This is a genomic window from Bradyrhizobium sp. USDA 4353, assembly GCF_054063215.1.
Map to the genome: position 1 here is coordinate 6,523,632 of NZ_JBSSGB010000001.1, position 26,313 is coordinate 6,549,944.

General features: G+C 65.7%; 21 protein-coding genes. 9 read left to right on the forward strand and 12 right to left on the reverse strand.

From position 1 onward, the window contains the following. Positions 1-263: 263 nt before the first annotated feature. The 4 genes from hpnE to ACVILH_RS29670 all read right to left on the reverse strand — a co-directional run bounded on the left by hpnE (position 264) and on the right by ACVILH_RS29670 (position 3,671). Entirely contained in the window at positions 264-1,505 is a 1,242-nt protein-coding gene (hpnE, locus tag ACVILH_RS29655; protein WP_456716054.1) for a hydroxysqualene dehydroxylase HpnE, read from the reverse strand. Then, positions 1,505-2,344, reverse strand: coding sequence for a presqualene diphosphate synthase HpnD (gene hpnD, locus ACVILH_RS29660; protein ID WP_456716055.1), 840 nt, complete (start codon positions 2,342-2,344; stop codon positions 1,505-1,507). Before hpnD ends, hpnE begins: the two co-directional genes overlap by 1 nt. After that, on the reverse strand, positions 2,341-3,216 hold the full coding sequence (hpnC, locus tag ACVILH_RS29665) for a squalene synthase HpnC (RefSeq protein ID WP_456716056.1): 876 nt from the start codon (positions 3,214-3,216) through the stop codon (positions 2,341-2,343). The genes hpnD and hpnC overlap by 4 nt, the downstream gene beginning before the upstream one ends. Before the next feature lie 221 nt (positions 3,217-3,437). After that, positions 3,438-3,671, reverse strand: coding sequence for a hypothetical protein (locus ACVILH_RS29670; protein WP_456716057.1), 234 nt, complete (start codon positions 3,669-3,671; stop codon positions 3,438-3,440). A gap of 463 nt (positions 3,672-4,134) precedes the next feature. Here ACVILH_RS29670 and ACVILH_RS29675 point away from each other — a divergent pair, with 463 nt between their 5' ends. Next, positions 4,135-4,629 (forward strand): hypothetical protein, encoded by a 495-nt coding sequence (locus tag ACVILH_RS29675; protein ID WP_456716058.1) that lies wholly within the window; start codon positions 4,135-4,137, stop codon positions 4,627-4,629. Positions 4,630-4,732: 103 nt separating this feature from the next. Here ACVILH_RS29675 and ACVILH_RS29680 read toward each other — a convergent pair whose 3' ends face one another. The 3 genes from ACVILH_RS29680 to ACVILH_RS29690 all read right to left on the reverse strand — a co-directional run bounded on the left by ACVILH_RS29680 (position 4,733) and on the right by ACVILH_RS29690 (position 11,176). Next, on the reverse strand, positions 4,733-6,580 hold the full coding sequence (locus tag ACVILH_RS29680) for a tetratricopeptide repeat protein (RefSeq protein WP_456716059.1): 1,848 nt from the start codon (positions 6,578-6,580) through the stop codon (positions 4,733-4,735). Positions 6,581-6,856: 276 nt separating this feature from the next. Then, positions 6,857-9,214, reverse strand: coding sequence for an efflux RND transporter permease subunit (locus ACVILH_RS29685; protein WP_456716060.1), 2,358 nt, complete (start codon positions 9,212-9,214; stop codon positions 6,857-6,859). Between the two features lie 375 nt (positions 9,215-9,589). Next, positions 9,590-11,176 carry a B12-binding domain-containing radical SAM protein gene (locus ACVILH_RS29690; protein ID WP_456716061.1) on the reverse strand — a complete coding sequence of 529 codons (1,587 nt, stop codon included), beginning with the start codon at positions 11,174-11,176 and terminating at the stop codon, positions 9,590-9,592. Positions 11,177-11,682: 506 nt separating this feature from the next. On the opposite strand from ACVILH_RS29690, the gene ACVILH_RS29695 reads away from it, so the two are divergent. After that, entirely contained in the window at positions 11,683-13,419 is a 1,737-nt protein-coding gene (locus tag ACVILH_RS29695; protein ID WP_456716062.1) for a methyl-accepting chemotaxis protein, read from the forward strand. 14 nt (positions 13,420-13,433) lie between these two features. On the opposite strand, the gene ACVILH_RS29700 is transcribed toward ACVILH_RS29695, so the two are convergent. From ACVILH_RS29700 to ACVILH_RS29720, 5 genes are read right to left on the reverse strand one after another with little or no spacing between them, the layout of a single operon-like run. Beyond that, positions 13,434-15,035: a dipeptide ABC transporter ATP-binding protein gene (locus ACVILH_RS29700; protein WP_456716063.1), complete on the reverse strand. Its 1,602-nt coding sequence runs from the start codon at positions 15,033-15,035 to the stop codon at positions 13,434-13,436. Beyond that, entirely contained in the window at positions 15,032-15,844 is an 813-nt protein-coding gene (locus ACVILH_RS29705; RefSeq protein WP_456716064.1) for an ABC transporter permease, read from the reverse strand. The genes ACVILH_RS29700 and ACVILH_RS29705 overlap by 4 nt, the downstream gene beginning before the upstream one ends. After that, positions 15,841-16,785, reverse strand: coding sequence for an ABC transporter permease (locus tag ACVILH_RS29710; RefSeq protein ID WP_456716065.1), 945 nt, complete (start codon positions 16,783-16,785; stop codon positions 15,841-15,843). The genes ACVILH_RS29705 and ACVILH_RS29710 overlap by 4 nt, the downstream gene beginning before the upstream one ends. Before the next feature lie 18 nt (positions 16,786-16,803). Further along, entirely contained in the window at positions 16,804-18,372 is a 1,569-nt protein-coding gene (locus ACVILH_RS29715; RefSeq protein ID WP_456716066.1) for an ABC transporter substrate-binding protein, read from the reverse strand. Further along, on the reverse strand, positions 18,372-19,520 hold the full coding sequence (locus tag ACVILH_RS29720; protein WP_456717104.1) for a C45 family autoproteolytic acyltransferase/hydolase: 1,149 nt from the start codon (positions 19,518-19,520) through the stop codon (positions 18,372-18,374). The genes ACVILH_RS29715 and ACVILH_RS29720 overlap by 1 nt, the downstream gene beginning before the upstream one ends. Before the next feature lie 100 nt (positions 19,521-19,620). On the opposite strand from ACVILH_RS29720, the gene ACVILH_RS29725 reads away from it, so the two are divergent. From ACVILH_RS29725 to ACVILH_RS29755, 7 genes are all read left to right on the forward strand, one after another. Beyond that, the gene (locus ACVILH_RS29725) at positions 19,621-20,517 is read left to right on the forward strand and encodes an FCD domain-containing protein (RefSeq protein WP_456716067.1); all 897 of its coding nucleotides are present in this window, start codon (positions 19,621-19,623) and stop codon (positions 20,515-20,517) included. Positions 20,518-20,554: 37 nt separating this feature from the next. Further along, the gene (locus ACVILH_RS29730; protein WP_456716068.1) at positions 20,555-21,898 is read left to right on the forward strand and encodes an aminotransferase class III-fold pyridoxal phosphate-dependent enzyme; all 1,344 of its coding nucleotides are present in this window, start codon (positions 20,555-20,557) and stop codon (positions 21,896-21,898) included. Between the two features lie 86 nt (positions 21,899-21,984). Then, the gene (folE, locus tag ACVILH_RS29735; RefSeq protein ID WP_006613848.1) at positions 21,985-22,605 is read left to right on the forward strand and encodes a GTP cyclohydrolase I FolE; all 621 of its coding nucleotides are present in this window, start codon (positions 21,985-21,987) and stop codon (positions 22,603-22,605) included. A 209-nt stretch (positions 22,606-22,814) separates the two neighbouring features. Continuing rightward, complete coding sequence (locus ACVILH_RS29740) at positions 22,815-23,360, forward strand: sigma-70 family RNA polymerase sigma factor (protein ID WP_456717105.1); 546 nt, start codon at positions 22,815-22,817, stop codon at positions 23,358-23,360. Further along, entirely contained in the window at positions 23,357-24,007 is a 651-nt protein-coding gene (locus ACVILH_RS29745; RefSeq protein WP_456716069.1) for a ChrR family anti-sigma-E factor, read from the forward strand. The genes ACVILH_RS29740 and ACVILH_RS29745 overlap by 4 nt, the downstream gene beginning before the upstream one ends. Positions 24,008-24,167: 160 nt before the next feature. Continuing rightward, positions 24,168-24,767, forward strand: a complete 600-nt coding sequence (locus tag ACVILH_RS29750) for an RNA polymerase sigma factor (RefSeq protein ID WP_456716070.1) — start codon at positions 24,168-24,170, stop codon at positions 24,765-24,767. 8 nt (positions 24,768-24,775) lie between these two features. Continuing rightward, a complete protein-coding gene (locus tag ACVILH_RS29755; protein WP_456716071.1) occupies positions 24,776-26,308 on the forward strand; it encodes a cryptochrome/photolyase family protein in 1,533 nt (510 codons plus the stop codon). Positions 26,309-26,313: the final 5 nt, after the last annotated feature.

Here is a 26,313-nt window from a genome sequence, read left to right on the forward strand (position 1 = left end):
CGCTCTAGCCCAGCTCGCTCAAACACAACCGGCGTCGTCCCGGACAAGCCCGGCGACGCGCAGCGTTGGCGGGCGCCGATCCGGGACCCATACTCCGTGACGCCCATGAGTTGAACCCGCTCGATCGGCACTGTCTTCGAACCACACCCGCCGCGGCGTATGGGTCCCGGCGCGGAGGCCGGGACGACACCGATGATGAGGCGCCTTGCTCGGGCATCTCCGCAAAATCGTGGCGAGTGCAGACGTAGCGGAAGTGGTCACCCCTACGCCAGCAACAGATCGGCCGCCCGATCACCGGATCGGACCGAGCCCTCGATCGTCGCCGGCAGGCCGGTGTCGGTCCAGTCGCCGGCCAATGCGAGATTGCCGAAGGCGGTCTTCGCACCCGGACGCAGCGCGTTCTGCTCGGGCGTCGCCTCGAAGGTGGCGCGGCGCTCGCGGACGATCTGCCACGGCGGCAGCTCGGCCGAGATGCCGGCGGCCTTGCAGACATCGGCCCAGATCGCCGCCGCCAACTCTTCGCGGGGCATGTCGACGAGCCGGTCGCCATTGCTGATCGTCACCGACAACCGCTGCGGGAAGGCGAACAGCCATTCGATCAGGCCGCCGACGACGCCGAGCAAAGCCGGCGAATCCTTTGGCGGCGTGATGCGGAAATGAGCATTGACGATGGCGCGATATTTGGTCGGCCCGGTCAGGCCCGGCAGCAGCCCCATCGCGGGCCGCGGCGGCACCGCCAACACAACGACGTCAGAAGCCCCGAGCGCAACAGTCTCGTCGCCGAACTTCAGGCCAGTCACGCGACCGCCCGCGCTCTCAAGGCCGCGCAGCTCGCGGCCGATCCGAACGCTGCCGCCCTTGCCTTCCAGGAATTTGACCGCGGGATCAATCAGCACGCCCGACAGGCCGTCGCGCGCGATCAACGGACGGCAGGCCTGGCCGCCCGCCAGCAACGTCTCGCGGACGATGGCGCCGGCGAGCCCGGCCGAGCCTTCAGGCGGATCGCAGTTCAGCGCCGCCAGCAGCAGCGGCTGCACCAGGCGGTCGTACAGCGTGCCCTTGCAGGGAATGGTGTTGCCGATCGTCTTCGAGGTGCCCGCCCAGATCAACGGCGACAGCGCGAGGTAATCGCCGAGCGTGGTGTCGGGCACGCGGCGGCTCTCGTCGAACACCCACAGCGGCAGCCGGCCGCTGCCGAGATCGAGCAGCCAGCGCTGCCCGGTCTTGATGTCGACAAAGGCGAACTGCGCCTGCTTCGGCCCGACCAGCCCCGCCTCCGAGCCGATCGTGCGGGCATAATCCAGCACGTGGTGGTTGGCTGACAACAACAGATGGTTGCCGTTGTCGATCACGAGATCGGTCGCAGCATCGTAATACGAGCGGCAACGGCCGCCGAGCTGCTGCGTGGCCTCGTGGACATGGACGGTGTAGCCCGCATTGGCGAGCCGCACGCCGGCGGAGAAGCCGGAGATCCCGGCGCCGATGATGTGAGCGGTCTTGGTCATCAGATGAAAGCGTAGCGGAGGATGATGCCGATCTTCGTGAGCTTGCTCACTTTGACGGGCTCGCGCGGCAGCGCGAAGCCGCGGTCCATCAGGAGATCGAACACGGCGCGATAGTATTTGGACATGATCCGCGGCGCGCGCACCGCGCGGCGGCGATTGCGCCGCATGATCTCGTCGGCCTTCTCGAAATGGGTCTTGGCGCGGACGGCTACGGAGTTGCAGACCTTGGGCAGCGCGCGCTCCTGCGTCACCTTGGCGGGATCATCGCCGGTGATGCCCGCGAACAGCAGCGCCTCGCGCGGCAGATAGAGCCGGCCGATGGCGGCGTCCTCGTCGATGTCGCGCAGGATATTAGTGAGTTGCAGCGCGCGGCCGAGATGATGGGCGAGCAGGATGCCGTCCTCCTCGGGCATGCCGAAGATGCGCACCGACAGTCGGCCGACCGCGCTCGCGACGCGATCGCAATACAGATCCAGCGTCGCGAGATCCGGCGCGCGGATCTCCTGCGGCACATCCATCTCCATGCCGTCGATGATGGCGAGGAAGTCCTCACGCTTCAGCCCGAAGGTCTTCACCGAGGCGACGTAGTCGCGCAGCCGCGGCGGCGGATGGCCCTGGTACAGCGCGTCGATGTCCTCGCGCCATTTCTGCAGCGCTGCCAGCCGTTCGGGTCGCGGCCCGTCGGAGTCGGCGATGTCGTCGACCTCGCGGCAGAAGCTGTAGACCTGGAACATCGCATCGCGCTGGGCGCGCGGCAGGATGCGCATGGCGGCATAGAACGAGCTGCCGGAGGCGGCCGTGCCGTGATCGATAGTCTCTGCGGTGGCTTCGAGGGTCATGCGCCCGCCGATTTGGTCTGGGGATGGCGGCCGGCGATGCGGCGGCCGATCTCGCCCATCACAGACGTGAAGGTGAGGCCGAGCATGCCGGCCGGCGTCAGATGCACGCGGTCGCTCAGGGGATCGCGCAACTGGAGCAGCGCCACGATGCGATCGGCGAAGGCCTGGATCACCGCGATCTCGAGCCCGAAGCGGAAATCCTTGACGCCGCTGTTGAGGTCCCTGCCCTCTTCCAGCAGCGCCGCGTTGCGCACCGCGAGCTTCTGCAGGCAAGCCAGCAGTTGCGGCGACGACTTGGACTCGCCGAGCATCTCGACGGTGGCGCCGGCCTCGGCCAGCGCATCGCGCGGCAGATACACGCGGTTGAGCGCCCTGTAGTCCTTGCCGCAGTCCTGCAGGTGGTTGTTGATCTGCAGCCCGGCGCAGATCGCGTCCGACGCCGCCCACGTCGACACATCCTCGCCGTGCACGTCGAGCATGAAGCGGCCGACCGGCATCGCCGAGTAGCGGCAGTAATGGATGACCTCGTCCCAGTTCTCGTAGCGCAGCTTGGTCACGTCCATCCGGAATGCGACCAGCAGATCGAGCGCATGGCGCGGCGGCATGCCGCGCTCGGCGAGCGCCCGGCGCAGGCTCACCGCGACGTCCTGGGTGTCGCCCGTTCCCGTCAGCTCGGCCTCGAGCAGATCGAGCAGCCGCAGCTTCTCATCGCCGGGCAGGCTGGGGTGATCGGCGATGTCGTCGGCGGTGCGCACGAAATTGTAGAAGGCGAGAATCAGCGCGCGGTGCTCGGGACGGATGATCCACGAGGCGACCGGAAAGTTCTCGTCCCGGTGTGTCTTGCCGGATCGCAAATCGCTCGCGGTGGTCATGGACGAAACAGCTATCAGGTTGAAGGGGCTTACGGAAAACAGTGCCCGCCGCTTCGCTCATGCGAACGGATTGCTGGCCCCCATATAGGGCAAGATCCGGCCAAAACCAATGCAATCGATGCCGGGCCGCCCATACGGCGCGGCCGCCGTCCACCCCTGACGGGCGGATCGACGGCCGTTAACCAAGATGGATCGTAAGCGCGCTTCCGATCGCCAACCGCTTACTGGTTGTGGTTCTTGAGCACCTTGTCGCAATCGGGGCTGATCTTGGGGCGGTTCTCCTTGAGGCACGCCAGGATGGTGAAGTCGCCCTGATCGATCACGGAACGGCAGAACTTCTGAACGTCGCGGGTGCAGGCCGCCTGCTCCTCGGCGGTGCCACGCGCGCCTTGCGCGAAGGCGCCGGTGGAGATGGTCAGCGACAGCAGGGAAAGTGCCAGGCAAATCTTACGCATCGTGTTCCTTCATTTTGACAGCAGAGGCCACCTCCCGGGGATCGCCGATGCGGACCGGGAAACACCTGTTTGGTTCGGCAAGGACCGCAAGCCCCCCAGCGCCGGAGCTACGCTGCCAAATGCGGCCAAATTCGCGCCCTATGATGCCGAGCGAACAAGCTCGGCAACCACAGCTTTGGCACAAACAAGGCGTTGATACTAGGGCATTATCCGGACGCCACGTTTTTCGCATTTGGCTGTTGCAAGCATGCCGCGCGGACCGTTAGATGCAGCGCCGTCGGAGCTTTGAGGGCGAGCTCTGCAGCCGTTTCTCGCGCGGGCGCGGTTACGGCAGGCACGTGATGCCGTCTTGCAAAGCGCCGGACCGGTCGTCATTTGAACCTAACGTTCGGCGAGAACACCAAGTGTTCGAAGCGGCGACACACGCCGGCACAACGGTGTCATTTTGGATGGGAAACTCGATATGAAACTGTTCGGCTCACCTCTTTCCGGGCGCCTCGTCAAGGCCGCCGGCCTCGGCGTCGCGCTGCTGATCTCGGCGTCGGCCGTTCATGCGCAGTCGGGCCCGTTCGCCGGCTTCGACGGCTCGTGGTCCGGCAACGGCACGGTCGCGCTATCCGACGGCACCACCGAGCGCATCCGCTGCAAGGCCAGCTACAAGGTGACCGGCGCCAATCTCAAGCAGAGCCTGCAATGCGCCAGCGACAGCTACAAGTTCCTGCTGACCAGCGACGTCACCAGCCAGGGTGACCGCATCTCCGGCAATTGGAGCGAATCGAGCCGCAACGTGAACGGCGAGCTGCAGGGCACCGCCGGCAACGGCCAGATCGACGTGTTCGTCCAGGCCGCCGGCTTCGCCGCCAGCATCAACCTCCGGACCAACGGCAACAAGCAGGTCGTGCAGATCTCCTCCAAGGGCGAGATCCGCGGCGTCAACATCACGATGTCGAAGACCTGATCGGCTCGATCAGAGCTGAATATGCAAACGGCCCTGACGATGTCAGGGCCGTTTTGTTTGGGCGGCTGGGCTGTTGAATCCGGGCACAGTTTGAAGCCACAAGTCATTGACCGGGATTACCGGCAAACAACGACCTCCGGGCGATCACCTCGTGAAGAGTCGTTCTGACCCGCTCGACGACCTCCGCCCAGTCGCGACTCTCGCCCTGCCGGAAAAGGCGCATGGTCGGGTACCAGGGGCTGTCCTCACGATCCAGCAACCAGCGATAATCCGGCGTGTAGGACAGCAGCGTCCAGGTCGAACGACCAAGCGCGCCGGCGAGATGGGCGACGCTGGTATCGACCGTGATCACGAGATCGAGGCAAGACACCAGCGCAGCGGTGTCCGCAAAATCGGTGAGATGACTTGTCAGATCCAAGATCTGACCCGCCTCCCGAAGCACAGCCTTGTCTTCCGGCTTAGGTGCTTTCTGCAGGCTGATGAACATCGCGTCATCGCTGAGCAGGCGGGACAGCGTGCGCAACGGGATGGAACGATTGTGGTCGTCCAGATGATTCGGGTTGCCTGACCAGACCAGACCGACACGCAACTTTTCATGTGGACCGAGACGCTCCTCCCAGAACTGGACCCGTTGCGGATCGGGCGGAGGCAAATAGGAGACGGGTGCGGGAATCGTCTCCGGCGATGTCCGACATGCGAAAGGAAGGCTCATGATCGGGCAATGGAGATCCACGGCCGCGAGGTCCGCTGCCTCCGAGACCGAAATACACTGCGAAATCCCGGGCATAATCGACAGGAGAGGAAGCAGCGGCTTCTGGACCGCAAGAATGACGCGCGCGCCGAGCGCCGCAACCATGGGCACATAACGGGCAAACTGAATCGTATCGCCCAGCCCTTCGTCGGCTGCGATGACGATGACTTTGCCGGCAATGTCGCCCTGCCCCTGCCACATCGGCTGCTGGAACTGGGGATAGGCACTGGGCAACTTCCAACGAGCCTCTCGCCCCGACCAGCCCGCGTCGAAATTCCCCAGCAAGAGGTTCAGATGCGCTGTTCCCAGATCGGCTAAAGCATCGTTTGGATCGACGTCCTTTAGCCGCCTGTAGATGGCGAAAGCCTCGTCAAACCGCCGAAGCTTGGTCAGAACAGCGGCCTTGTCGTGCAGCGCATCCCTGGAGTGAGGTTGCAGAGCGAGCGCTCGCTCGAACCATTCCAAAGCTTCTTCGTCCCTCCGCATCGTGCGCAAGACAATGCCCGTCTTGACGCAGATATCGGAGTTACCAGGCTCGATCGCGTGAGCTCGCTGACAGATCGACAGAGCCTCATCGAAGCGCTTCAGGGCGTTCAGAAGCGCACCACGCATCAAGAGAGTTGGCACATGATTGGGCCGCAAAGCGTCGCTCAGGTCGAGATAAGCGAGCGCTTCGTCGAGGCGCCCCAACCGTTGAAGCGTGATGCCGCACTGGTTTGCGGCATCCCAATTCTGCGGATTCAGCTCCAGCACGCGTTGGAAGCTCAGGACAGCGTCTGCCAGCTGCTGCAGAGCAACGAGGGCATTGCCCCTCAGCATCCACAGATCGGGGCTTTCAAGACCGAGCGTCCGTGCCTTGTCGAAGACCTTGATCACCTCATCAGAGCGTCCCTGGACCTGCAGCACCGTACCAAGGGTCAGGAGGTATTGCGGCTGAACATCCTGCTGGATCGCGCGGGATACCCACTGGAGCGCGGCATCATGGTGCCCAGCCTGCAGGGCAAGGATACTCAGCAGGTTGAGTGTCGGCGCATGCCCTCCGTCGATCGCAAGCGCCAAATGGCAACAGCCCTCGGCGTCCGCATGGCGCCCATTCGCGATCTCGCGTAAGGCTGTCTCATACAAGATCGCAGCACTATCGGGTCGAACAGGTTTGGGCTTCGCAGGCGTATGCGACGCTCGACGCTCACGGCGGCTCATTGTTGCAAGTTACTCCAGCGGCCCTACTGGAGTAGGTGATTCTCACTATGGTTGAAAGTCGAATTCTATCTCAAATTGCATATCGCACTCAATAGTTGCAATTCAAGCATCAACTGTCGCGATAACCTACATCTTCGGGCGGCCGTCGTTGCTCGCCGCTACCGAGGCCCTTTAAGGCTCCGGCACGCCTTTCGGTTCGTGGCCGCCCCGAAGCCAAAAGGCTTAGACGGGTCGGGCGATGACAGTTGGGGGTGGGGCTTGGACAAGCCCCTCCCCTCACACCGGCTTGCGCTTCAGCTTCTGCGACAGGTTGATCAGGAACATCGCGGTCGGCCGCAGGATAAACAGGTCCGCAAACAGCGCGGCCACCATCGAGAACGCGCTCAGCCAGCCGAACAGCCGCAGCGACGGCAGGTCCGAGAACACGGTGACGACGAGGCCACAGGCCAGCACCACCGTGGTGAGGATCAGCGCCGGGCCGACCAGCACCGTGGCACGCTCCACCGCGACCGCGGCGCTGACTCCGGGCGCGCTCTCCATGCGCAGCCGGTTCAGGAAGTGAATGGTCGCCGACAGACCGAGCCCGAACGAGACGGTCAGCGCCACGACGCTGGCGAATTGGAGCCCCTCCCCCATCGCCCACAGCAAGGTGCCGGACATCACCACCGGAAAGATGCCGGGCAGGATGCAGGCCAGCATCACCACCCAGGAGCGGAAGGCGAGGCCGATGAACATCGCCACCAGGGCGAATTCGATGGTCAGGCCGTGGTTGAGCTTCTGGATCATGCTGGCCGAGTTGCGCGCGGCGATGGCGGCAAGACCGGTCACCGCGACCTCGTAGCCCGGATGCTTCTTCCTGACCGCATCGAGCTCGCGGTCGAGCTTGTCGACCACCGGCAGCAGCTGGCTGGAGTCGAGATCGGGCACGCGCCCCGCGACGACAACGGCGTCCTGCTCCTTGTCGATGAAGCGGCGCACCAGGTGCTCGGGGATCAGGTTGACGTACTCCTGCAGGGTCGCTGTGTCGGACGACTGCGCCTTCTCGGCCAGCCAACGCCTGAGCGTCTCGACCGACCAGACATTGCCGACGCCCGCGGTCTTCTCGACCGTGGCGTGGACGTCGGCAATGGTCTGCAGGGTCTCCGGCGCGTAGAGCGAGGCGCCCTTGGGGAATTGGATGAGCACGTTGACCGGATTGGCGCCGGTCAGCTTGGCATCGAGCCGATCGCTGGCCGCGACCGCCTGCTGCTTGTCCGGCACCTGGTCGGCAAGGCGGTAGCGCGGCTCCAGGCCGGCATAGATCACCGCGAGGCCGCCGACGAAGATCACCGCGATCAGGCTGAACAGGCCGGGACGGCCGACCATGCGCACCGCGATCCAGTAGCAGAAATTACGCAGCGCCTGCACGCCGGCGTCGGCCCCCTGGAATTTGACCGCGAACGTCTTCTCGTTGCGCACCAAAAGCACGCCGAACACCGGCACCAGCGAGAGCACGGCGAGCAGCGCGATGATGGTGGCGGCGAGCCCCGCCTCGCCGAACTTGCGGATCAGGTCGCTGTCGGAGAACTGCAGGGCGATGAAGGAAATGCCCGCGGTGGCGTGGGTCAGCACGCAGGCGGGGCCGACGACCAGCACGGCGTTCTTGAACGCCGTCACCTTGTCCTGCCCCGCGATCAGGCGGTCGCGCGCGGCGAAGGTGAGCTGCATCGAGTCGGAGAAGCTGATGACCATGATGAGCGGCGTCATCACGTTCAGGAACATGTTGAGATTGAAGTTCGCCCAGCCGAGCGCACCGAGCGCGAGCAGGATCGCGATCAGCGGCGGAAACGCCGCCGCGATCATGAAGGAGACCTTGCGGAAGAAGATGATGGCGATGATGCAGCCGGCGAGAATGCCGAGCACGTTGTAGGTCAGCCCGTCGCGCTCGACCGCGTTGCGGATCTCGAGCTGCATGACCGGGACGCCGGAGAGCTGCACGTTCAGGCCGGTGTCGCCGAGGTCGTCGGTCATGAGCTTGCGGATGTCGCCCACGACCTTGCCGAGATCGTTGGAGGCGACCACCTTGGGCTCGAGCGACAGCACGATCAGAGCGAGCGTGCCGTCCTCGGACAGCAGCTTGCCGCGGATGATCTCGTTGGACTTCACCGTCTCGATGAACTTGTCATAGGCCTCGCCCTCCGGCAGCTCGGAGGGAAACAGCGCCGCCGGCAGCTTGCCGGGGGCCGGCGCCTGACGGGCCGAGAACAGCGACACCAGGCCGCGAGTGCCCTCCACGAGTTGCAGGTCGGTGACGAAGTCGCGGAGCTTCTCGAGGTTCGGCCGGGTCAGCAGCGTCTTGCCCTCGACCACGACGAGGACGTCGAACTCCTCGGCCGGGAACTTCTTCGTGACCTCCTCGTACTGGTGGAATTCCTTGCTGTCGGACCGGAACAGCTGGCTCAGCGAATCGTCGATCTGGATGCGCTTGATGCCGAACACGGCGGCCACGATCAGCAGCAGCAGGACGATGCAGGACAGCACCGGCACCTTGACCGCCAGGAGGCCGATGCGCTCCAGCCCGAAGGCGATGCTGTCGGCCGGCCGCTGCTCGACCTTCTCGACATGGACTTCGTTGTCGTGCCTGACTTCCAGCATACGGGGGGTCCAGTGGTTACGGCGCGGCCCCATTCGGGGGGCCTTGAGCGCATAGGGCAGAAATAAGGCCGCTCAGCGAAGCTGACATGACCGCATTGTGGCCCGCAGCCGAAGCTAATCCTTGAAAACACGCAGAAATTTGTCGGGGGGTCTAGCAGGGTTCACGGCCCGCCCGCAACCATGCGAGCCACACAAGACGGAGAGCCCGCACGGAATGCGATGACGCCACGATTCTGTCCTGCTTGAAAAGGGTTCGGGCGGCTCCAGAGGGCCGCCCGACTCCTGACAAGCTCAATGATCCCGACAGGTACGATTTGGCGCCGCCCCTGCTCCAAGCTCCGCGCCGCGGCTCCGTGGCTCGCGGACGCGCGGCGGTCACCCGGCGGGAACGGCGGCCTCGCGGAGCCTGATCGAGTAGTTCGAGGCGTTCTGGTGACCGCGGGAGGCGGCGCGGGCGAACATGATCAGGTGATGGGCGATCAACGCGACCGCGATGAAGTTCTCGATCTCCCCCCGCCTCAGCTGGCTCCAGGCGAAGCGCCAGAACGGCCGCTTGTAGTCGCCGAGCACGCCGACCTTCCAAAAGATCTTTCCCATCATGACGAGGCCGCGCCTGATATTCGACCAGCTCTTCATCTCGTCGCTGACCGGCACCTTGATGCGGTTGGAATAGGTGTTGTCGCATTGATGCTTGAAGCGCGCGAACAGCCGCTCCGGCTCGTAGGCCACCTCCATGCAGCGCCGCCAGGCGGTGACCACCTCGTCATAGGGCATCAGGAACTTGACGTTGGAATCGCGGCTGTCGTCCTGCACCAGCCGGCCCTCGCGCTCCAGCCGGTCCCACAGCGGCGTTTTCGGCAGCGCCTGCAGCAGATTGATCGTGAGCAGCGGGATCCGGCTCTCCTCGACGAATTGCAGCAGCGCGTCCGCGGTCTGCGGCGTGTCGGTATCGAGCCCCATGATGATGCCGGAGACCACCTCCATGCCGTAGCTGTTGATGGTCCTGATCCCCTCCAGGATCGGCACCATCATGTTGTGGTCCTTCTGCATCGCCGTCAGCGCCTCGGGATCGGGCGTCTCGATGCCGCAGAAGATGGTGATGAAATAGGCATCGCGCATCTTCTCGAGAATCTCGGGCCGCTTGGCGATGTTGAGCGTCGCCTCGCAGGCGAGCCGGATCACATAGCCGGTGCGCTTCTGCCATTCGATCAGATGCGGCAGCAGGTCCATCGCCGCCTTGCGGTTGCCGATGAAATTATCGTCGACGAAATACACCGAGCCGGTGACGCCGCATTCCCTGAGCTTGTCGAGCTCGGCAATGATCTGCTGCGGCGACTTGATCCGCGGATTGCGGCCATAGAGGCCGGGGATGTCGCAGAACTCGCACTGGTAGGGACAGCCGCTGGAATATTGGATACTGCCGAGGAAGTACTTCCTGACCTCGGCGAGCTCATAGGCCGGGACCGGAAAGTCCGTCATCGCCACGCGCTCGCCGGTGCGCAGCACCACCTGCTCGGCCGGCCGCGACGGATCGCGCGCCAGGCGCCTGATCAGCTCATCGGTCGCATCGCCGAGCTCGCCGACATGCAGATAGTCGAAGCTCGGATAATAATCGGGACAGGCGCTGACCGAGGGCCCGCCGAGCGCGACCGGCAGACCGAACGCATGCGCGCGCTGGCAGATGTCGTTCATCTGCTGACGCTGGATGTGCATACCGCTGACGAAGACAGCTTCCGCCCAGGCAAAATCCTCTGCTGTCGCGGGGCGGATGTTCTCGTCGATGAAGCGAACCTGCCAGGAGCTCGGAAGATAGGCCGCGATCAGCAGGAGCCCCTGCGGCGGCATGAAGGCCTGGACGCCGTCGGTGAGCGGATAGGCGTGCTCGAAAGTTCCGAACGAGGACGTGTAGCGGGGAAACACACAAAGGATGCGGCGTGTCGTTTCGATGCCTTCGAATCTCATTCGACGGTCCTCGCAACAAAATGCTATTCCGTTACCTTACGGCGAGAGACAGACCTCCGCTACCCCTTCCGGAAAAGTTGAGCCATGGGCGGATGCGGCAGACAGGCGCGGCTCAGCACGACCTTTTCACGAGGACCGCCCGAAGTTCCAGCTTCTCACGTCCGCTCTGCCGCCGACGTGGCGATCGCCGCTGATGCGACGCAGTCCTGCGCCGCTCGAAGCACCGGAGGCTCACCAAATCACGCCTCATGGGCAAGCCGATGCGCAATGCCATTGCAAGGCAGCAGGCTACCCGCGACCTCCAATTCCAATCCGTAGTCCAACGGAAGCCGCCCTGTCTCGGCCGCATCGCAGCGGGCTACTAATCAATTGAAAAACAAAGCAAAGTAAGCAGGGGTTGCATCACACTGACAACTCCCACTTAACGCTTTCTCCATGAAGCTTTTGCATAACTATTAACGATCAATCGTCCTGCGTCGTCGTCCAACTCTGCGGTATCCCACCTCATGACCTCCCGTCCGACGTCAACGAAGACGGCCACCCGGCATTCCATCGCAGTCAAGCTCTACGCGATCTTCGCGCTGTTCGCGCTCTTGACCGCCGCGATCACCTGGTTGTCGGACTACAATTCGCGGCGCTCGGCCGAGCTCACCAAGGCGATCGAGACGGCGAATCTCGCAGCCCTCAACGTGCAACTGGTCAACGGCCTGGTCTACGCGGTGGTCATGGAGTCGCGCGGCATCTACATGTCGACCGATCCCGCCGTCGTCAAACGATACGGCGAGGGCCTGCTCAAATTCAACGCCGAGATCATCAAGGTCGTCGACAAATGGCAGTCCATCGTGCAGGCGGACGATGCGCAGCAATTTGCGACCTTCAAGAAGCGCATCGAGCAGTTCGTCGACTTCCGCAAGGAGCTGGTTCGCCGCGCCAACGAGATCAGCCCCGCTGCGGGACGTGAATGGGGCGACAACGACGCCAACCGTTCGGTCCGCTCCGCGTTGAACAAGGACCTCGACGAGCTGTCCAAGGTCTATCTGGAGCGCGGCCGCAAGATCGGTGAGGACACCGAGATCAACCGCAAGCTCTCGCTGGTGCTCACTTTGCTCGGCGGCGTGATGCTGCTGCTCGTCGTCGCCGGCGTCGTCATCATCGCCCGCTCGATCGCGCGTCCGCTGTCGCAGATTACCGACACCATCCGCCAGGTCGCCACCGGCGCCGAGAACGTCGAGGTGCCGCATGCCGGCCGCGCCGACGAGGTCGGCGAGCTCGCCCGCGCCATCGGCGTGTTCCAGCAGGCGATGGCGCGCAACCGCGACCTCAACAATCAGGTCTCGCAGGATTCGGAGATCCGCGAGGCCCGCGCCCGCCACATCGAGGCCGCCGTCGAGGAGTTTCGCACCGCGATCGGCAGCGTGATGCGCACGGTCACCGAGAACGCGGCGGCGATGCGCCACACCGCCGAGACGATCACGCGCCTCACCTCGGATGCCAACGAGCGGGCCGTCACGGCCGCCGGCGCGACGTCGCAGGCCTCGACCAACGTCTCCGCCGTCGCCAGCGCCGCGGAGGAATTGTCGACATCGGTCGAGGAGATCGGCCGCCAGATCCAGCAATCCGCCGGCGCCGTCGCGCAGACCGGGCAGCGCACCGAGAAGTCGATCACCGAGATCGAGGGCCTCGCCGCCGCCACCCAGCGCATCGACGGCGTGCTGACGCTGATCCAGACCATCGCCGAGCAGACCAACCTGCTGGCGCTGAACGCCACCATCGAGGCCGCCCGCGCCGGCGAGGCCGGCCGCGGCTTCGCCGTCGTCGCCCACGAGGTCAAGGCGCTGGCCGGGCAGACCGCCAAGGCCACCGAGGAGATCAGCCAGAATGTCGGCCTGATCCAGGCCTCGACCAAGACCGCGGTCGATGCCGTCCGCGAGATCGGCGATGCCGTGCGCGGCATCAACGAGATCACCACCAACATCTCCAATGCCATCCAGCAGCAGGATCAGGCCACGCGCGAGATCTCGGTCAATGCGCAGTCGACCGCGCAGGGCAATCAGACGCTGGTCATGAACATCGGCTCGCTGCGCGACGCCATCGGCGAGACCTCGACGGCCGCCGCCTCGGTGCTGTCCGCCTCGGGCGACCTGAGCTCGACCGCGCAGACGCTGGCCCAGGAGGTGGAGAAGTTCTTCCAGAACCTGCGCTCGGGCCCGTCGGCCGAGGCGCGGCTGCGCAAGGCGAGCTGAGCGCTAGCCTCCTGTCAGGCGGGCACGGCGGCCGGATCAGTGAACGCGATGATCGGCGCGGCCGCGAGCAGCGCCTTGGTGTAGGCGTGCTGCGGCCGGTCGAACACGTCGTCGCGGCTCCCCTGCTCGACGATCCGTCCAGCTTGCATCACCACCACGCGGTCGGCGATCTGCTCCACGGCGGCGAGATCGTGGCTGATGAACAGGCAGGCAAAGCCATATTGCGCCTGCAGCCGCTCGAACAGCTTGAGCACCTGCGCCTGGATCGTCATGTCCAGCGCCGACACCGGCTCGTCGGCCACCACGAAGGCCGGCCGGCGGATGATCGCCCGCGCAATCGCCACGCGCTGGCGCTGCCCGCCCGACAATTCATGCGGCCAGCGCTGCGACAGGCCTGACAGGCCGACCTCCTCCAGCATCTCCGTCACGCGGTTCGCCCGCTCGGCCGCCGTGAGCGCGGTGTGACGGAGCGGCTCGGCGACGATGTCGCCGATGCGCATGCGCGGATCGAGCGAGGAATACGGGTCCTGGAACACCAGCTGCGCAGCAAGGCGGAAATCCTGGTCGATCGCCGCCGTCACCTCGCGGCCGAGGAAGCGCACCTCGCCGGTCGCGAGCGGCAACAGCCGCAGCATCGCGCGGCCGAGCGTGGTCTTGCCCGAGCCGCTGCCGCCGACGACCGCCACAGTCTCGCCGGCGCGGATGGTGAGATCGACACCGTCCACCGCCATCAAGCCCGGGTCACGGCGAAACAGCCGCTGCCGGCCGGCAAACGCCACCTTCAGACCGCGGACGGCCATCACGACCTCGGTCGCTTCAGGGACGGCTCGGGCGGCCGCGCGGCGCGGCAACGCCTCGACCAGCTCGCGCGTATAGGTCTCGCGCGGTGCCGTGAGGATCTGCTGCGCCGTGCCGGTCTCGACCAGCCGGCCGCGACACAGCACGACGGCGCGCTGCGCATAGCGCGCGACCAGGCCGAGATTGTGCGTGATCAGCATGACCGCGGTGCCGTGATCGCGTGCCAGGGCGACCATCAGATCCAGCACCTCGCGCTGCGTCAGCGTGTCCAGCGCCGTCGTCGGCTCGTCGGCGATCAGGAGCTTCGGCCGCAGCAGCATCACCGAGGCCAGCATGATGCGCTGGCGCATGCCGCCGGAGAATTCGTGGGGATAGGCGTCGAACGTCTTCAGGGGATCGCGGATCTGCACCCGCGCCAGCATGTCGAGGCAGCGGCGGCGCGCCTCGTTGCGCCCGAGGCGCTCGTGCAGCAACAGTCCTTCCATCATCTGCGCGCCGATCGTGAGCGCTGGATTGAGCGAGACCATCGGCTCCTGGAACACCATGCCCATCACGGGTCCACGCAGCGCGCGCAGCCTCCGCGGCGACAGCGCCGTCAGATCCTCGCCATCGAGCAGGATACGTCCCTGGCTGCGCACCAGGCCGGCAGGCAGAAGGCCGAGCACGGCGCGTGCCGCCGCGGTCTTGCCGCTGCCGGACTCGCCGACGACGGCGACGAACTCGCCGCGGCCGATCTCGAACGACACCTCATGGACGATCGGCGCGCCAGCGGCGGTCCCGATGCCCAGGCCCTCGATCTGAAGCAACGGCCCGCTCATCGCTGCGCCATCCGCGGGTCGAGGCGATCGCGCAAGGAGTCGCCAAGCAGATTGATGCCGAGCAAGGTCAGCGCAATGCACAGGCCGGGCGCAATGCTCAGCCAGGCCGCGTTCTCCATATAGGGCCGGCTGCCGGCGAGCATGTTGCCCCAGCTCGGCGCCGGCGGCGGCACGCCGAGGCCGAGGAAGCTCAGCGCGCTCTCCGCCAGCAGCACCCAGCCGAACATGCTGGTGGCGAGCACCGCCACCGGCGCCACGGCATTGGGCAGCACGTGGCGCAGCAGCGAATAGAGCTCGGAGTTGCCGAGCACGCGCGATGCCTCGATATACTCCTTCTCGCGGATCGACAGCACGGTGCCGCGGACCACGCGCGCCACCGACGGCATGTAGGCGAGCGCCAGCGCGAGCACGAGGCCGAATGTGTTGGCCCCGATCACGATCATCACACCGAGCGCCAGCAGGATGCCGGGGAATGCCAGCAGTGCGTCATTGACCGCCATGATCAGGCGATCGGTCCAGCCGCGCCAATAACCGCTGATGCTGCCGACCAGGATTCCGACGGTCACCGCGAGCACGACCGTCGCCAGCGCCACGAGCACGCTCGTCGAGGCCCCGGCCATGATGCGGCTCAGCACGTCCCTGCCGAACTCGTCGGTGCCGAACCAATGCTGCCAGGACGGCGGCTGCAATCGCGCGCGCAGATTGACGCGCAGCGGATCAAACGGCGTCCACACCACCGCGCCGAGCGCGGCACCGCCAAGCAGCGCGATCAGGACGCCACCAATCGCCGTATTGGCCCTGATCCTCATGCGACGGCCACCCGGGGATCGAACAGCGGATAACAGAGATCGACGATCAGGTTGACGGCGACGTAGATCAGCGCGGTGAACAACAGGCAGCCCTGCACCACCGGATAGTCCCGCGCGAAGATCGAATCCACCAGCAGGCGGCCAAGGCCGGGCAGAGTGAACACCGTCTCGATCACCGCGATGCCGCCGAGCAGATGCCCGAGCACCAGCCCGATCAAGGTCCAGGTCGGCGCAAAGGCATTCGGCAGCACGTGGCGCGCCAGCACCCGCCATTCCGGCACGCCCTTGGCGCGGGCATGGGTGACGTAGTCCAGCCGCAGCACCTCGATCGAGGCGGCGCGGGCCATGCGCGTGAGCACGCCGACCTCGATCATCGCCAGCGTAGCGATCGGCAGCACCATGAACAGCGCGGCGCCGACGAAGCTCTCCGAGAACGGGACATAGCCGACGACCGGCAGCCATTTCAGCCTGAGACCGAACAACAGCAGCAGCAGCAGACCGAGCCAGAAGCTCGGGATCGACAGCAGCAGCGTGGCGCTGCCGACGATGACGAGATCGATTGCGGTGTTCTGCCGCCATGCCGCGATCAGCCCGGCAGGCACCGCAATGCAGGCCGCGATGGCGACGGCGATCAGCACGATCACCGCGCTGACCTGGAACCGCTCCAGGATCAGCGGCAGCACCGGCAGGCCATTGGTGATGGAATGGCCGAGATCGCCGACCGCGAGTCGCTCCAGCCAGTACAGGAACTGAACAGGAATCGGACGGTCAAGTCCGAGCTGCTGCTTCAAAGCCGCGGCTTGCGCCGGATCGGCCGCATCGCCCAGCATGACCTGGACGGGATCGCCGGGGATCAGGCGCACCAGCAGGAAGACCGCGATGGCCACGATCAGGAGCGTCGGGATCGTCGTGACCAGGCGGCGCAGCAGATAAGCGAGCATCGTGGACGGACTCCGGGCTCAGGGCTGCAGGCTCACGCCCCAGAACCGCGCCTGCGGGAACAGCCAGCCGGCGTAGCCCTTCACCGCCTTGCGCAGCGCGGTGAGCTCGGAGCCGTTGAACAGCACGATCATCGGCACGTCGGCGATGAAGCGCCGGTGCATCTCATCGAAGAGCGCCTGGCGTTTGGCGGGATCGGATGTAAGCATCGACTGACGCAGCATCTCCTGAGCCTCGGCATTGTCCCATACCTTGCGCGGCTGCGTCGCCTTCGGTCCCATCAGCATCTCGAAGCTCAAGGACGGATCGAGCCGTGCCGAATAGATAAATGCCATCGCCTGGTAGTCGCCGCGATTGTAGCGGTCGAGCTGCGCCGCCCAGTCCAGCACCTCGAGCTCGATATTGATCCCGGCGGCACGCGCCATCTCCTGCGCCAGCACCGCGGCATCGAACACGAAGCTGTAGCGCTTGTTGGTGATCAGCTTGATCGGCTGGCCGCGATAGCCGGCAGCAGCGAGCAGCTTCTTCACCTCGGTGAGATCCTGCTGATAGCCCTGTCCCTGTACGCTGCCGTGGAATGGACTGCCGATCGGCAGCGCCGAATTGTTTGCCCGCGCGGTGCCCTCCATCACGACATCCACGATCTGCGGCATGTCGAGCGCGAGCGCCAGCGCACGCCGGATACGGACGTCCTGGAGCAGCGGATCGCGGGTCTGGAGCAGAAGCCCGGTCATGCTGAGCGAGGGCGTGATGCTGAGCTGCACCTCGGGCCGCGTCTTCAAATCGTCCATGTCGGGGATCGACAGACTCATGATGACGTCGAGCGCGCCCGAGAGCAGACCGGCCTTGGCGGCGGCGCTGTCCGGAATGACGTTGAAGCGCACGCGGTCGACCGCAGCCGTCTTGGCGCCGGTCAGGCCGGTGCGCGGCTCGCTTCGCGATACGTAGCCGTCGAACTTGACGACATCGACATATTGGCCGCGCTTCCACTCGCCGAGCTTGAACGGGCCGGTGCCGACCGGCGCAATCCATTTGCCGTCGGCGCCGACGGAGTCACGGTGAATAATCGCGGTCTGCCCGCAGTCGGGCCGCGCCAGCGTCGGCAGGAACAGCGCCGTCGGCTGATCGAGCGTGATCGTGACGGTCTGCGCATCGACGGCCTCGATCCTCTCGATACGGGCAATGCCGCTCGGACCGAACTCCGACAGGCAGCGCCATTGCGTGGCGGGATCGAGCCAGCGCTTCAGCGACCAGACCACGTCATCGGCGGACATCGTCGCGCCGTTGTGGAATTTGACGCCCGGACGCAGCTTGAATGTGTAGCTCTTGCCGTCCTCCGAGACCGTCCAGCTCTCCGCGAGCATGGGACCGACCGAGGTATCGTCACGGAAGGCGACGAGGCCCTCGACGACATGGGCGATCACGCCGTCGGTGTTGGCGTCGCGGTTGGTGCCGGGATCGGTCGAGCGGATATCGGCATTGAGGCGCGTACGCAGCAGCGTCTCCGCGCCCGCACCGGACGGGCCGGCCAGCAGCGCAGCGGATACGACGCCGACCAGCACCAAGGGGGCGCGCCGGATCGCCCGCATCACGACGCCAATGCGACTGTGGCGCGGTCCGCGCCCAAGGCCATGTCGAGCTTGTAGCTGGTGAACTGCTTGTTCAGCGCCGGCAATGGCGCGACCTCCATCAGCCCCTCGGCCGGCTCCATCACGATCATCGCAACGGTGGCGCTGAGATTGTTGCTGAGATTGCGCCGCGGCGGGCGGCACACCGACCAGGGATCGGCGAAATTGTCGAACAGCGCCGCTTTCACCGCATCCTTGGTGATGGCGCCGATCTGGGGCTGCAAGAGATCGCGGACGCGAATGTCGCGATAGAGGCTGCAGGGTGTGTTGGCGATGCCGGTGTCCTTGAGCTTCGACAGCGCCACTGGGCTGACGAAATGATTGGCATGCACCAGCAGTCCCCGCTCCGGATGCACCTGGAAGGTCTCATCGGGCGCGCATTCGAAGTCGATTGCGACGCCGTCGCAATGGCTGACGATCATGTTGTTGGCGGCGGACTTCTTCGTGCAATACACCGCGCGCATAGCGAGCGCGACATGCTCGCTCTCCAGCACCTTGCGGCGGATCAGCGCCAGGGGCACCCCGACCTCGCGATAGTCGCGATCGGATTCGAGGTAGTTGGCGGTGATGGCGACGCCGATCGCGTTGAAACCGGAGCGCCCCAGTGCGCCCGCCTCGGTGAAGGTCAGGAGATCCGGACCGTCATCACGGCGCACCCGCAGCACCACGGCGGTCTCGACGCATTCGCGCTTCCAGTCCCAGTTCTGCGCGTGAATGAGACGCCGATGAGCGGTCGCCACGGGCAATACGACGACGCCGGTGCAGCCATCGGGCTCGTCCGGCGTCTTCAGTCGCGCCCGCACCTCGGGCCGCGCCAGCTTGAGAATCTCGGTCCGTGCATTGAGCAGCGCGATGTCTTCGAACGGCACGTCGGCGCCCGCGGCTATGCCGCGCATCTCCTCGACATAAGCAGGCTCGAACTGCTCGATGACCGGCAGATAGTCGCGGACCAGCGCGGCGACGCCGGCTGCATCGAGCGAAAGCTCCCTCAGCTGCGACAGGTAATGCGTCGTGCCCTTGCGGATGCGGGCTACCGCCTGCTGGCCATATTGAACGCCCCGCTGGTACGGCGCACCGGAGATTTCGATCAGGGGAAACGGTTCGATCATCACTGTCGCGAGCTTCCTTTACGCAACTTCCCTTTGCCTTCCTCGGAACCGTAATGTATTTTGTGATGACATGAAACAAAAATCTTCACGCCCCTCGCGCATGACGCCGAGTAGGCTGCAGCAGCAGCTGTCGGCGGACATTCTCGAGCTGATCAGCAACGACGGGATGCCGCCGGGCACGCGCCTCGCCGAGGTCGCGCTGGCCGAGCGCCTGCAGGTGTCGCGCACGCCGGTGCGCGCCGCGCTCAAGCTGCTCGCATCGAAACGCTTGATCCGGCGCGGTGCGTTACGCGGCTATTTCGTCGCTGACGCACCGCCTGCCCCCGGCAAGACCCCGGCCAAGCCTGCACCGGAGCAGACCGAGCAACTCTTCCTGGCGATCGCCCGGGATCGCCGCGCCGGGCGTCTGCCGCTCGACGTCTCCGAGCGCGACCTGATGCAGCGCTACCAGGCGACGCGCCCACTGGTGCAGCGGGTGCTCGCCAAGCTCGCGGAGGTCGCCGCCGTCCAGCGCAAGCCCGGACATGGCTGGCGTTTCGAGCCCAGCCTCGCCGACGCCGACGCGCGCGCCGAAAGCTACCGCTTTCGGCTGGTCGTCGAGCCGGCCGGCCTGCTCGAGCCGAGCTTCCGGCTCGATCCCGCATGGGCCGCCGAGATGCGACATCAGCATCAGGCGATGCTCGAGGCGCGCTGGAGCGAGACCGCGAGCATCGCGCTGTTCGAGATGAACGCTGAATTCCATGAAGGTCTGGCCGCGGCCTCGGGCAATCGCTTCCTGCTGGTGTCGGTGCAGCAGCAGAACCGGCTGCGCCGCTTCGCCAACTACGACTGGGCGTTCGGCCATGAGCGCGTCGTGGTGAACTGCCGCGAGCACCTCGCAATCCTCGACCAGATCGAGGGCGGCGACCGGCAACGCGCCGCCGAATTGTTGCGGCGGCATCTCGAAAGCGCCGCCGCGCTCCGGCGGCCGCCCGGCAATGGCCGGAAATCCACATGATGATCACAACTAGAGCTGCTCGTTCCGGAGTGTCCCCATGACCGCCGCCTCTTCCGTCCCCGCAGATCTCGTGCTCAGCGACGCGGAGCTGAATTCGTTCTGGATGCCGTTCACGCCGAACCGGCAGTTCAAGACCAACCCACGCCTGTTCGTCGCCGCAGAAGGCATGCACTACGTCAAGCCGGACGGCAGTCGCGTGCTCGATGCGATGGCCGGGCTGTGGTGCGTCAACGCCGGTCACGGTCAGCGACACATCGTCGAGGCGATCCAGGCGCAGGCCGCCAAGCTGGATTTCGTCTCATCGTTCCAAATGAGCCATCCGGCCGCGTTCGAGCTTGCGGCGCGCATTGCCGCGATCGCGCCTGACGGCCTCGATCATGTGTTCTTCACCAACTCCGGATCGGAGTCCGTCGACACCGCGCTGAAGATCGCCCGCGCCTATCACCGCGCGCGCGGCCAGGGCGAGCGCATCCGCTTCATCAGCCGCGCCCGCGCCTATCACGGCATGGGCTGGGGCGGGTTGTCGGTCAGCGGCCTGTCGCGCCATCGCCGCGACTTCGGGCCTCTGTTGCCCGAGATCGATCATCTGCCGCATACCCACGATCCCGAGCGCGCCGCGTTCTCGCGTGGCCAGCCGCAATGGGGCGTCCATTTCGCCGACGAGCTCGAGAAGCTGCTGGCCCTGCACGATCCCTCGACCGTGGCCGCCGTCATCGTCGAGCCGGTCACCGGCTCGGGCGGCGTGCTGCCGCCGCCGGTCGGCTATCTCGAGCGGCTGCGCGAGATCTGCACCCGCCATGGCATCCTGCTGATCTTCGACGAGGTCATCACCGGCTTCGGCCGGGTCGGCGCGGCCTTCGCCGCCAATGCCTTTGGCGTGATCCCCGACATCATCACCTGCGCCAAGGGCATGACCAATGGTGCCGTGCCGATGGGCGGCGTGATCGTCGATCGCGACATCCACGACGCGATGATGAGCGGCCCGGCGGGGATCGAGCTGTTTCACGGCTACACCTATTCGGCTCACCCGCTCGCCTGCGCCGCCGCGCTCGCGACGCTCGACGTTTATCAAGAGCAGGATCTGTTCGGACGCGCCCGGCGGATCGCGCCGTTGTGGGAAAAGGCCGCCCACGCGCTGAGACAGGCCCCGCATGTGATCGATATCAGGAATATCGGCCTGCTCGCGGCGATCGATCTCAAGCCGCGCGACGGGGCGCCGGGCGCCCGCGGCAGCGAATGCGCCAATCGCTGCTTCGAGGACGGCGTGCTGATCCGCGGCTCCAGCGACACGCTGGTGCTGTCCCCGCCTTTGATCATCTCGGAGGAGCAGATCGAGGCGGTGTTCAGGACGATCCGGCGGGCGCTCGACGCCGTCGAGTGATGGGAAATATCGCCGCGTCGGTGAATTTCTCGGGGCGGTGATCCACGGCGGCAGGGGTTCCGTTTCCCTGCTTTCGGAGAGCCCCCGTGCGCAACACAGCCAAGAAACTCCCCTTCGTCTGCGATCCCGTCACCGTCACCCAGGACGACGTCGAGGACGCCATCCGCACCATCCTCACCTGGATCGGTGAGGATCCGTCGCGCGAGGGCCTGTCCGAGACGCCGGCCCGCGTCGCCCGCGCCTACAAGAGCTACTTCGCCGGCTACGACCAGAACCCCGAAGACTATCTCCGCAAGACCTTCGAGGAGACCGCCGGTTACGACGAGATGGTGCTGCTGCGGAACATCCCGTTCCAGAGCCATTGCGAGCACCATATGGCGCCGATCATCGGCCGCGCCTGGGTCGGCTACGTGCCGCGCAGCCGGGTCGTCGGCATCTCCAAGCTCGCCCGGGTGGTCGAGGCTTATGCGGCGCGGCTGCAGATTCAGGAGCGCATGACGGCGGAGATCGCCAACATCATCGACGAGGTGCTGCAGCCGGAGGGCGTGGCGGTCGTGATCAAGGCGGCGCACCACTGCATCAGCTCGCGCGGGGTCAAGAAGCACGGGGTCGACCTCACCACCAGCCGCATGCTCGGCTGCTTCCGCACCGATCCGATGAGCCGGCAGGAGTTCCTGGCGATGGTTAACTCCGACCTCAAGGATTGAGGGTCCGGGGAAAAATCTTAAGGCTCGTTGTGATCCAGCCCGACATCCCGTGCGTTCCCCGGTATCGAAAAAGCGTGCCGGGGATCATGACCACGCGACTGAGAGCGGCTAGATTAGCGCCATGGAACGTGGCATCGTCCCGCCAGAGATTTTCGCGGGGCGGAGGCGCCCGTGTCGTGGCGAGTGCGAGCAGAGGGCCGAAGGCAACTGTGGACTGGGCGGAATTGATCGGACGTGTCGCCGCGCGCGGCGACCGCGAGGCTTTCAAGGCCCTGTTCGAGCATTTCGCGCCGCGCATCAAAGGCTTCCTGATCAAGACCGGCTGCAATCCCGACGAGGCCGAGGAGATCGCCCAGTCGACGATGGTGTCGGTCTGGACCAAGGCGGCGCAATTCGACCCGACCACGGCGGGCGCGGCGGCCTGGATCTTCACCATCGCACGTAATCAGCGCATCGACGCCGCCCGCAAGGCGACCCGCGAGGGCCGGCTGAGCAAGGAGATCGTGCTCGACGAGGAAGCCGATCCGACTCTCGCCGCCGACCAGATCGTGTCGCGTGTCGAGGACGCCACACGCGTCGCGGCTGCGATCGAAAGATTGTCGGTGGAGCAATCCACCGTGATCCGCTTGTCGTTCATCGAGGAACGACCGCATTCGGAAATCGCGGCCGTGCTCGGGCTGCCGCTCGGCACGGTCAAATCACGAATCAGATTGGCGATGAATCGCCTGAGAGACCTGTTGGACGACGCGACATGACGATCAGCCATCACCCGCCGGAAGACCTGTTGGCCGACTTCGCCACTGGTACGCTCGACGAGGCCGAGCGGCTCGTTGTCGGCGTCCATGTCGCCGGCTGCCCACGCTGCCGGCGCTTCGTGCGCGCCATCGAGCAGCTCGCCGGCGCCGCGTTCGAGGCTGCCGAGCCGGTCGCAATGGCGTCGGACGCGTTCGATGCCTTGATGACGAGGATCGACCGCCGCCCCCAGCTCGCACCGCGGGTCCGTGAGGTTTCCGAGCTTGACCCGGAGCTCGCCGACCTGCCCGAGATGGTGAAGCGTCACAAGATCGGCAAGCGCCGCCGCGTGGCGCCGGGCATCAGCATGCGCCCGATCATGCTGTCCGGCGCCGGCAAGTCGCGCGCCTTCCTGCTGCGCTCCGAGCCCGGCGCGCGGATGCTGGAGCACACCCATTCCGGCAACGAGCTGACCTGCGTGCTGAAGGGCAGCTTCAGCCATCTCGGCGGCTATTACGGCCCCGGCGATTTCGACTATGGCGACGACGAGGTCGATCATCGCCCTGTCGTCGGCGACGAGGGCCCCTGCCTCTGCCTCGTGGCCATGACCGGCGACCTGCGCATGCACGGCCTGCTCGGCCGCATCATCAGCCCGTTCGTCCGGCTCTGATCTCACCATCCATCGTTGTGATCGACACGTGGTCGTCCAGACGGACTCGCTCGTCTGGACAAACAGCCAGTTGCCCTGCCGGCAAAGTCGGCTGAATGGTGACGGTGATCCGCATCACGCCCTGCCCCGTTTCGAACAAGGAAGCGGATGGAGGAGACGGATGCGGACAGCAAGCACGGATCAGAAGGGCTACGTCGTGCATCTCAGCAGCCTTTTGGCGCGCGCGGGAGACGGCGACGAGCAGGCCTTTTCCGAGCTGCATGCTGCAACCCGTGTGAAAATGCGCAAGACCGTGCGTGCCCTGCTGCCCTCCTCGGCCGACCTCGATGACATCCTGCAGGACGGCTACGTGAAGATCTGGCGTCACGCCGCGAGCTTCGATCCGGCGCGCGCGTCGCCGATTACGTGGATGTGCACGATCATGCGCAACACCGCGATCGACAGCCTGCGTGCGACCGGCGTGCCGACTTCGGAGCTCGATGAGGCGCTCACGGTCGCCGATCCCTCCGCGACCGAGGCCGATGACGAGTTCGACTACGCGCAGGCGGAGCCGATCGCCCGCGAGGCGCTCAAGCGGCTGCCGGAGGAGCGCAGGCGTCTGCTCGCACTTGCTTATCTCGAGGGCGAAAGCCGGACGCGGTTGTCGGAGCGGTTCGGCGTGCCGGTCGGCACCATCAAGACCTGGCTGCATCGCAGCCTGGTCACGGTGCGCAAGGACTGCCTCGGCCAGGCCTCCGCCCTGCCAGCCGCAGCGGCCTGATCAGCTTCATGGCCAAGGCGCATCCTATCAAGATCAGGCATCTCGTCGTCGTGCTCGGCGACCAGCTCGATGCAGATTCCGCTGCGTTCGACGGCTTCGATCCGGCGCAGGACGTCGTGCTGCAGATGGAGGTTGCAGATGAAGCGACCTATGTGCCGCAGCACAAGATGCGCATCGCCTTCTTCTTCGCCGCCATGCGCCACTTCCATGCCGATCTCGAATCCCGCGGCCGCAACGTGCACTACGTGCGGCTCGACGATCCCGCCAACACCGGCGCGCTCGACAGCGAGATCGCGCGCCATCAGGCTCTGCTGCAGCCCGAGGCGACGATCGTGCTGGAGCCCGGCGATTTCCGCGTGCGCGAGAGCTTGGGCAAGCTGCCGCAGCGTCCCGACATCCGGCGCGACCGCCACTTCCTGTGCACCGCGGACGAATTTGACGCCTTCACCGAGCGCCATCCGCGCCCGATCATGGAGACGTTCTACCGCGCCATGCGGCGCAAGACCGGGCTGCTGCTCGACGACAGTGGCCGGCCGATCGGCGGCAGCTGGAATTTCGACGCCGAGAACCGCAAGGGCTTTGGCAAGTCGCGGCCGCCGATCCCAGTCCCGCGCTCCTACGCGCCCGATGCGATCACGCAGGACGTCATCAAGCTCGTTGCCAAGCGCTTCTCCAACAGCCCCGGCAAGCTCGAGCGCTTCGACCTGCCGGTCTCGCGCGTCGACGCGCTGACCGAGCTCAACGATTTCGTTAGCTGGCGCCTCTCTCTGTTCGGCACCTATCAGGACGCGATGCTGACCGACGAGCCGTTCCTGTATCATTCGCGGCTGTCGGGCGCGCTGAACCTGCACATGCTCAACCCGCGCGAGGTGGTCGACGCCGCGCTCGAGAGCCGTAACGCGCCGCTCAATGCGCTCGAAGGCTTCGTCCGCCAGATCATCGGCTGGCGCGAGTTCGTGCGCGGAATCTACTGGCAGCGCATGCCGCATTATGCGGAGGAGAATGCGCTCGAGGCGACTCTGCCGATGCCGCGGTTCTACTGGACCGGCGAGACCGACATGCGCTGCCTGTCGCAGGCGATCGGCCACACCATCGATCACGCCTATGCGCATCACATCGAGCGGCTGATGGTGCTCGGCCTGTTCGCGATGCTGCTCGGCGTCAAGCCGCACGACGTGCATCTCTGGCACATGTCGATGTTTCACGATGCGATCGACTGGGTGTCGCTGCCCAACACGCTCGGCATGAGCCAGCATGGCGATGGCGGCGTGGTCGGCACCAAGCCCTATGCGGCCTCGGGCCACTACATCGACCGCATGAGCGACCACTGCCGCAACTGCCGCTATGATCCGAAGCAGGCGACCGGCGACAAGGCCTGCCCATTCACGACGCTGTATTGGAGCTTCCTCGCCAAGCACCGCCGCCGCTTCGCCAATAACGGCCGGATGCGCAACCAGTACGTCAATCTCGAACGCCGCAGCGCAGCCGAAATCCGCGCCATCCGCAGCCACGCCGATACCATCACCGCCGCCATGGTCTAGCCGGG

What these genes read in the sequence shown, in the direction of transcription:
- hpnE (WP_456716054.1), bottom strand. Translation starts at nt 1,505, where the DNA reads ATGACCAAGACCGCTCACATCATCGGCGCCGGGATCTCCGGCTTCTCC.
- hpnD (WP_456716055.1), bottom strand. Translation starts at nt 2,344, where the DNA reads ATGACCCTCGAAGCCACCGCAGAGACTATCGATCACGGCACGGCCGCC.
- hpnC (WP_456716056.1), bottom strand. Translation starts at nt 3,216, where the DNA reads ATGACCACCGCGAGCGATTTGCGATCCGGCAAGACACACCGGGACGAG.
- ACVILH_RS29670 (WP_456716057.1), bottom strand. Translation starts at nt 3,671, where the DNA reads ATGCGTAAGATTTGCCTGGCACTTTCCCTGCTGTCGCTGACCATCTCC.
- ACVILH_RS29675 (WP_456716058.1), top strand. Translation starts at nt 4,135, where the DNA reads ATGAAACTGTTCGGCTCACCTCTTTCCGGGCGCCTCGTCAAGGCCGCC.
- ACVILH_RS29680 (WP_456716059.1), bottom strand. Translation starts at nt 6,580, where the DNA reads ATGAGCCGCCGTGAGCGTCGAGCGTCGCATACGCCTGCGAAGCCCAAA.
- ACVILH_RS29685 (WP_456716060.1), bottom strand. Translation starts at nt 9,214, where the DNA reads ATGCTGGAAGTCAGGCACGACAACGAAGTCCATGTCGAGAAGGTCGAG.
- ACVILH_RS29690 (WP_456716061.1), bottom strand. Translation starts at nt 11,176, where the DNA reads ATGAGATTCGAAGGCATCGAAACGACACGCCGCATCCTTTGTGTGTTT.
- ACVILH_RS29695 (WP_456716062.1), top strand. Translation starts at nt 11,683, where the DNA reads ATGACCTCCCGTCCGACGTCAACGAAGACGGCCACCCGGCATTCCATC.
- ACVILH_RS29700 (WP_456716063.1), bottom strand. Translation starts at nt 15,035, where the DNA reads ATGAGCGGGCCGTTGCTTCAGATCGAGGGCCTGGGCATCGGGACCGCC.
- ACVILH_RS29705 (WP_456716064.1), bottom strand. Translation starts at nt 15,844, where the DNA reads ATGAGGATCAGGGCCAATACGGCGATTGGTGGCGTCCTGATCGCGCTG.
- ACVILH_RS29710 (WP_456716065.1), bottom strand. Translation starts at nt 16,785, where the DNA reads ATGCTCGCTTATCTGCTGCGCCGCCTGGTCACGACGATCCCGACGCTC.
- ACVILH_RS29715 (WP_456716066.1), bottom strand. Translation starts at nt 18,372, where the DNA reads ATGCGGGCGATCCGGCGCGCCCCCTTGGTGCTGGTCGGCGTCGTATCC.
- ACVILH_RS29720 (WP_456717104.1), bottom strand. Translation starts at nt 19,520, where the DNA reads ATGATCGAACCGTTTCCCCTGATCGAAATCTCCGGTGCGCCGTACCAG.
- ACVILH_RS29725 (WP_456716067.1), top strand. Translation starts at nt 19,621, where the DNA reads ATGACGCCGAGTAGGCTGCAGCAGCAGCTGTCGGCGGACATTCTCGAG.
- ACVILH_RS29730 (WP_456716068.1), top strand. Translation starts at nt 20,555, where the DNA reads ATGACCGCCGCCTCTTCCGTCCCCGCAGATCTCGTGCTCAGCGACGCG.
- ACVILH_RS29745 (WP_456716069.1), top strand. Translation starts at nt 23,357, where the DNA reads ATGACGATCAGCCATCACCCGCCGGAAGACCTGTTGGCCGACTTCGCC.
- ACVILH_RS29750 (WP_456716070.1), top strand. Translation starts at nt 24,168, where the DNA reads ATGCGGACAGCAAGCACGGATCAGAAGGGCTACGTCGTGCATCTCAGC.
- ACVILH_RS29755 (WP_456716071.1), top strand. Translation starts at nt 24,776, where the DNA reads ATGGCCAAGGCGCATCCTATCAAGATCAGGCATCTCGTCGTCGTGCTC.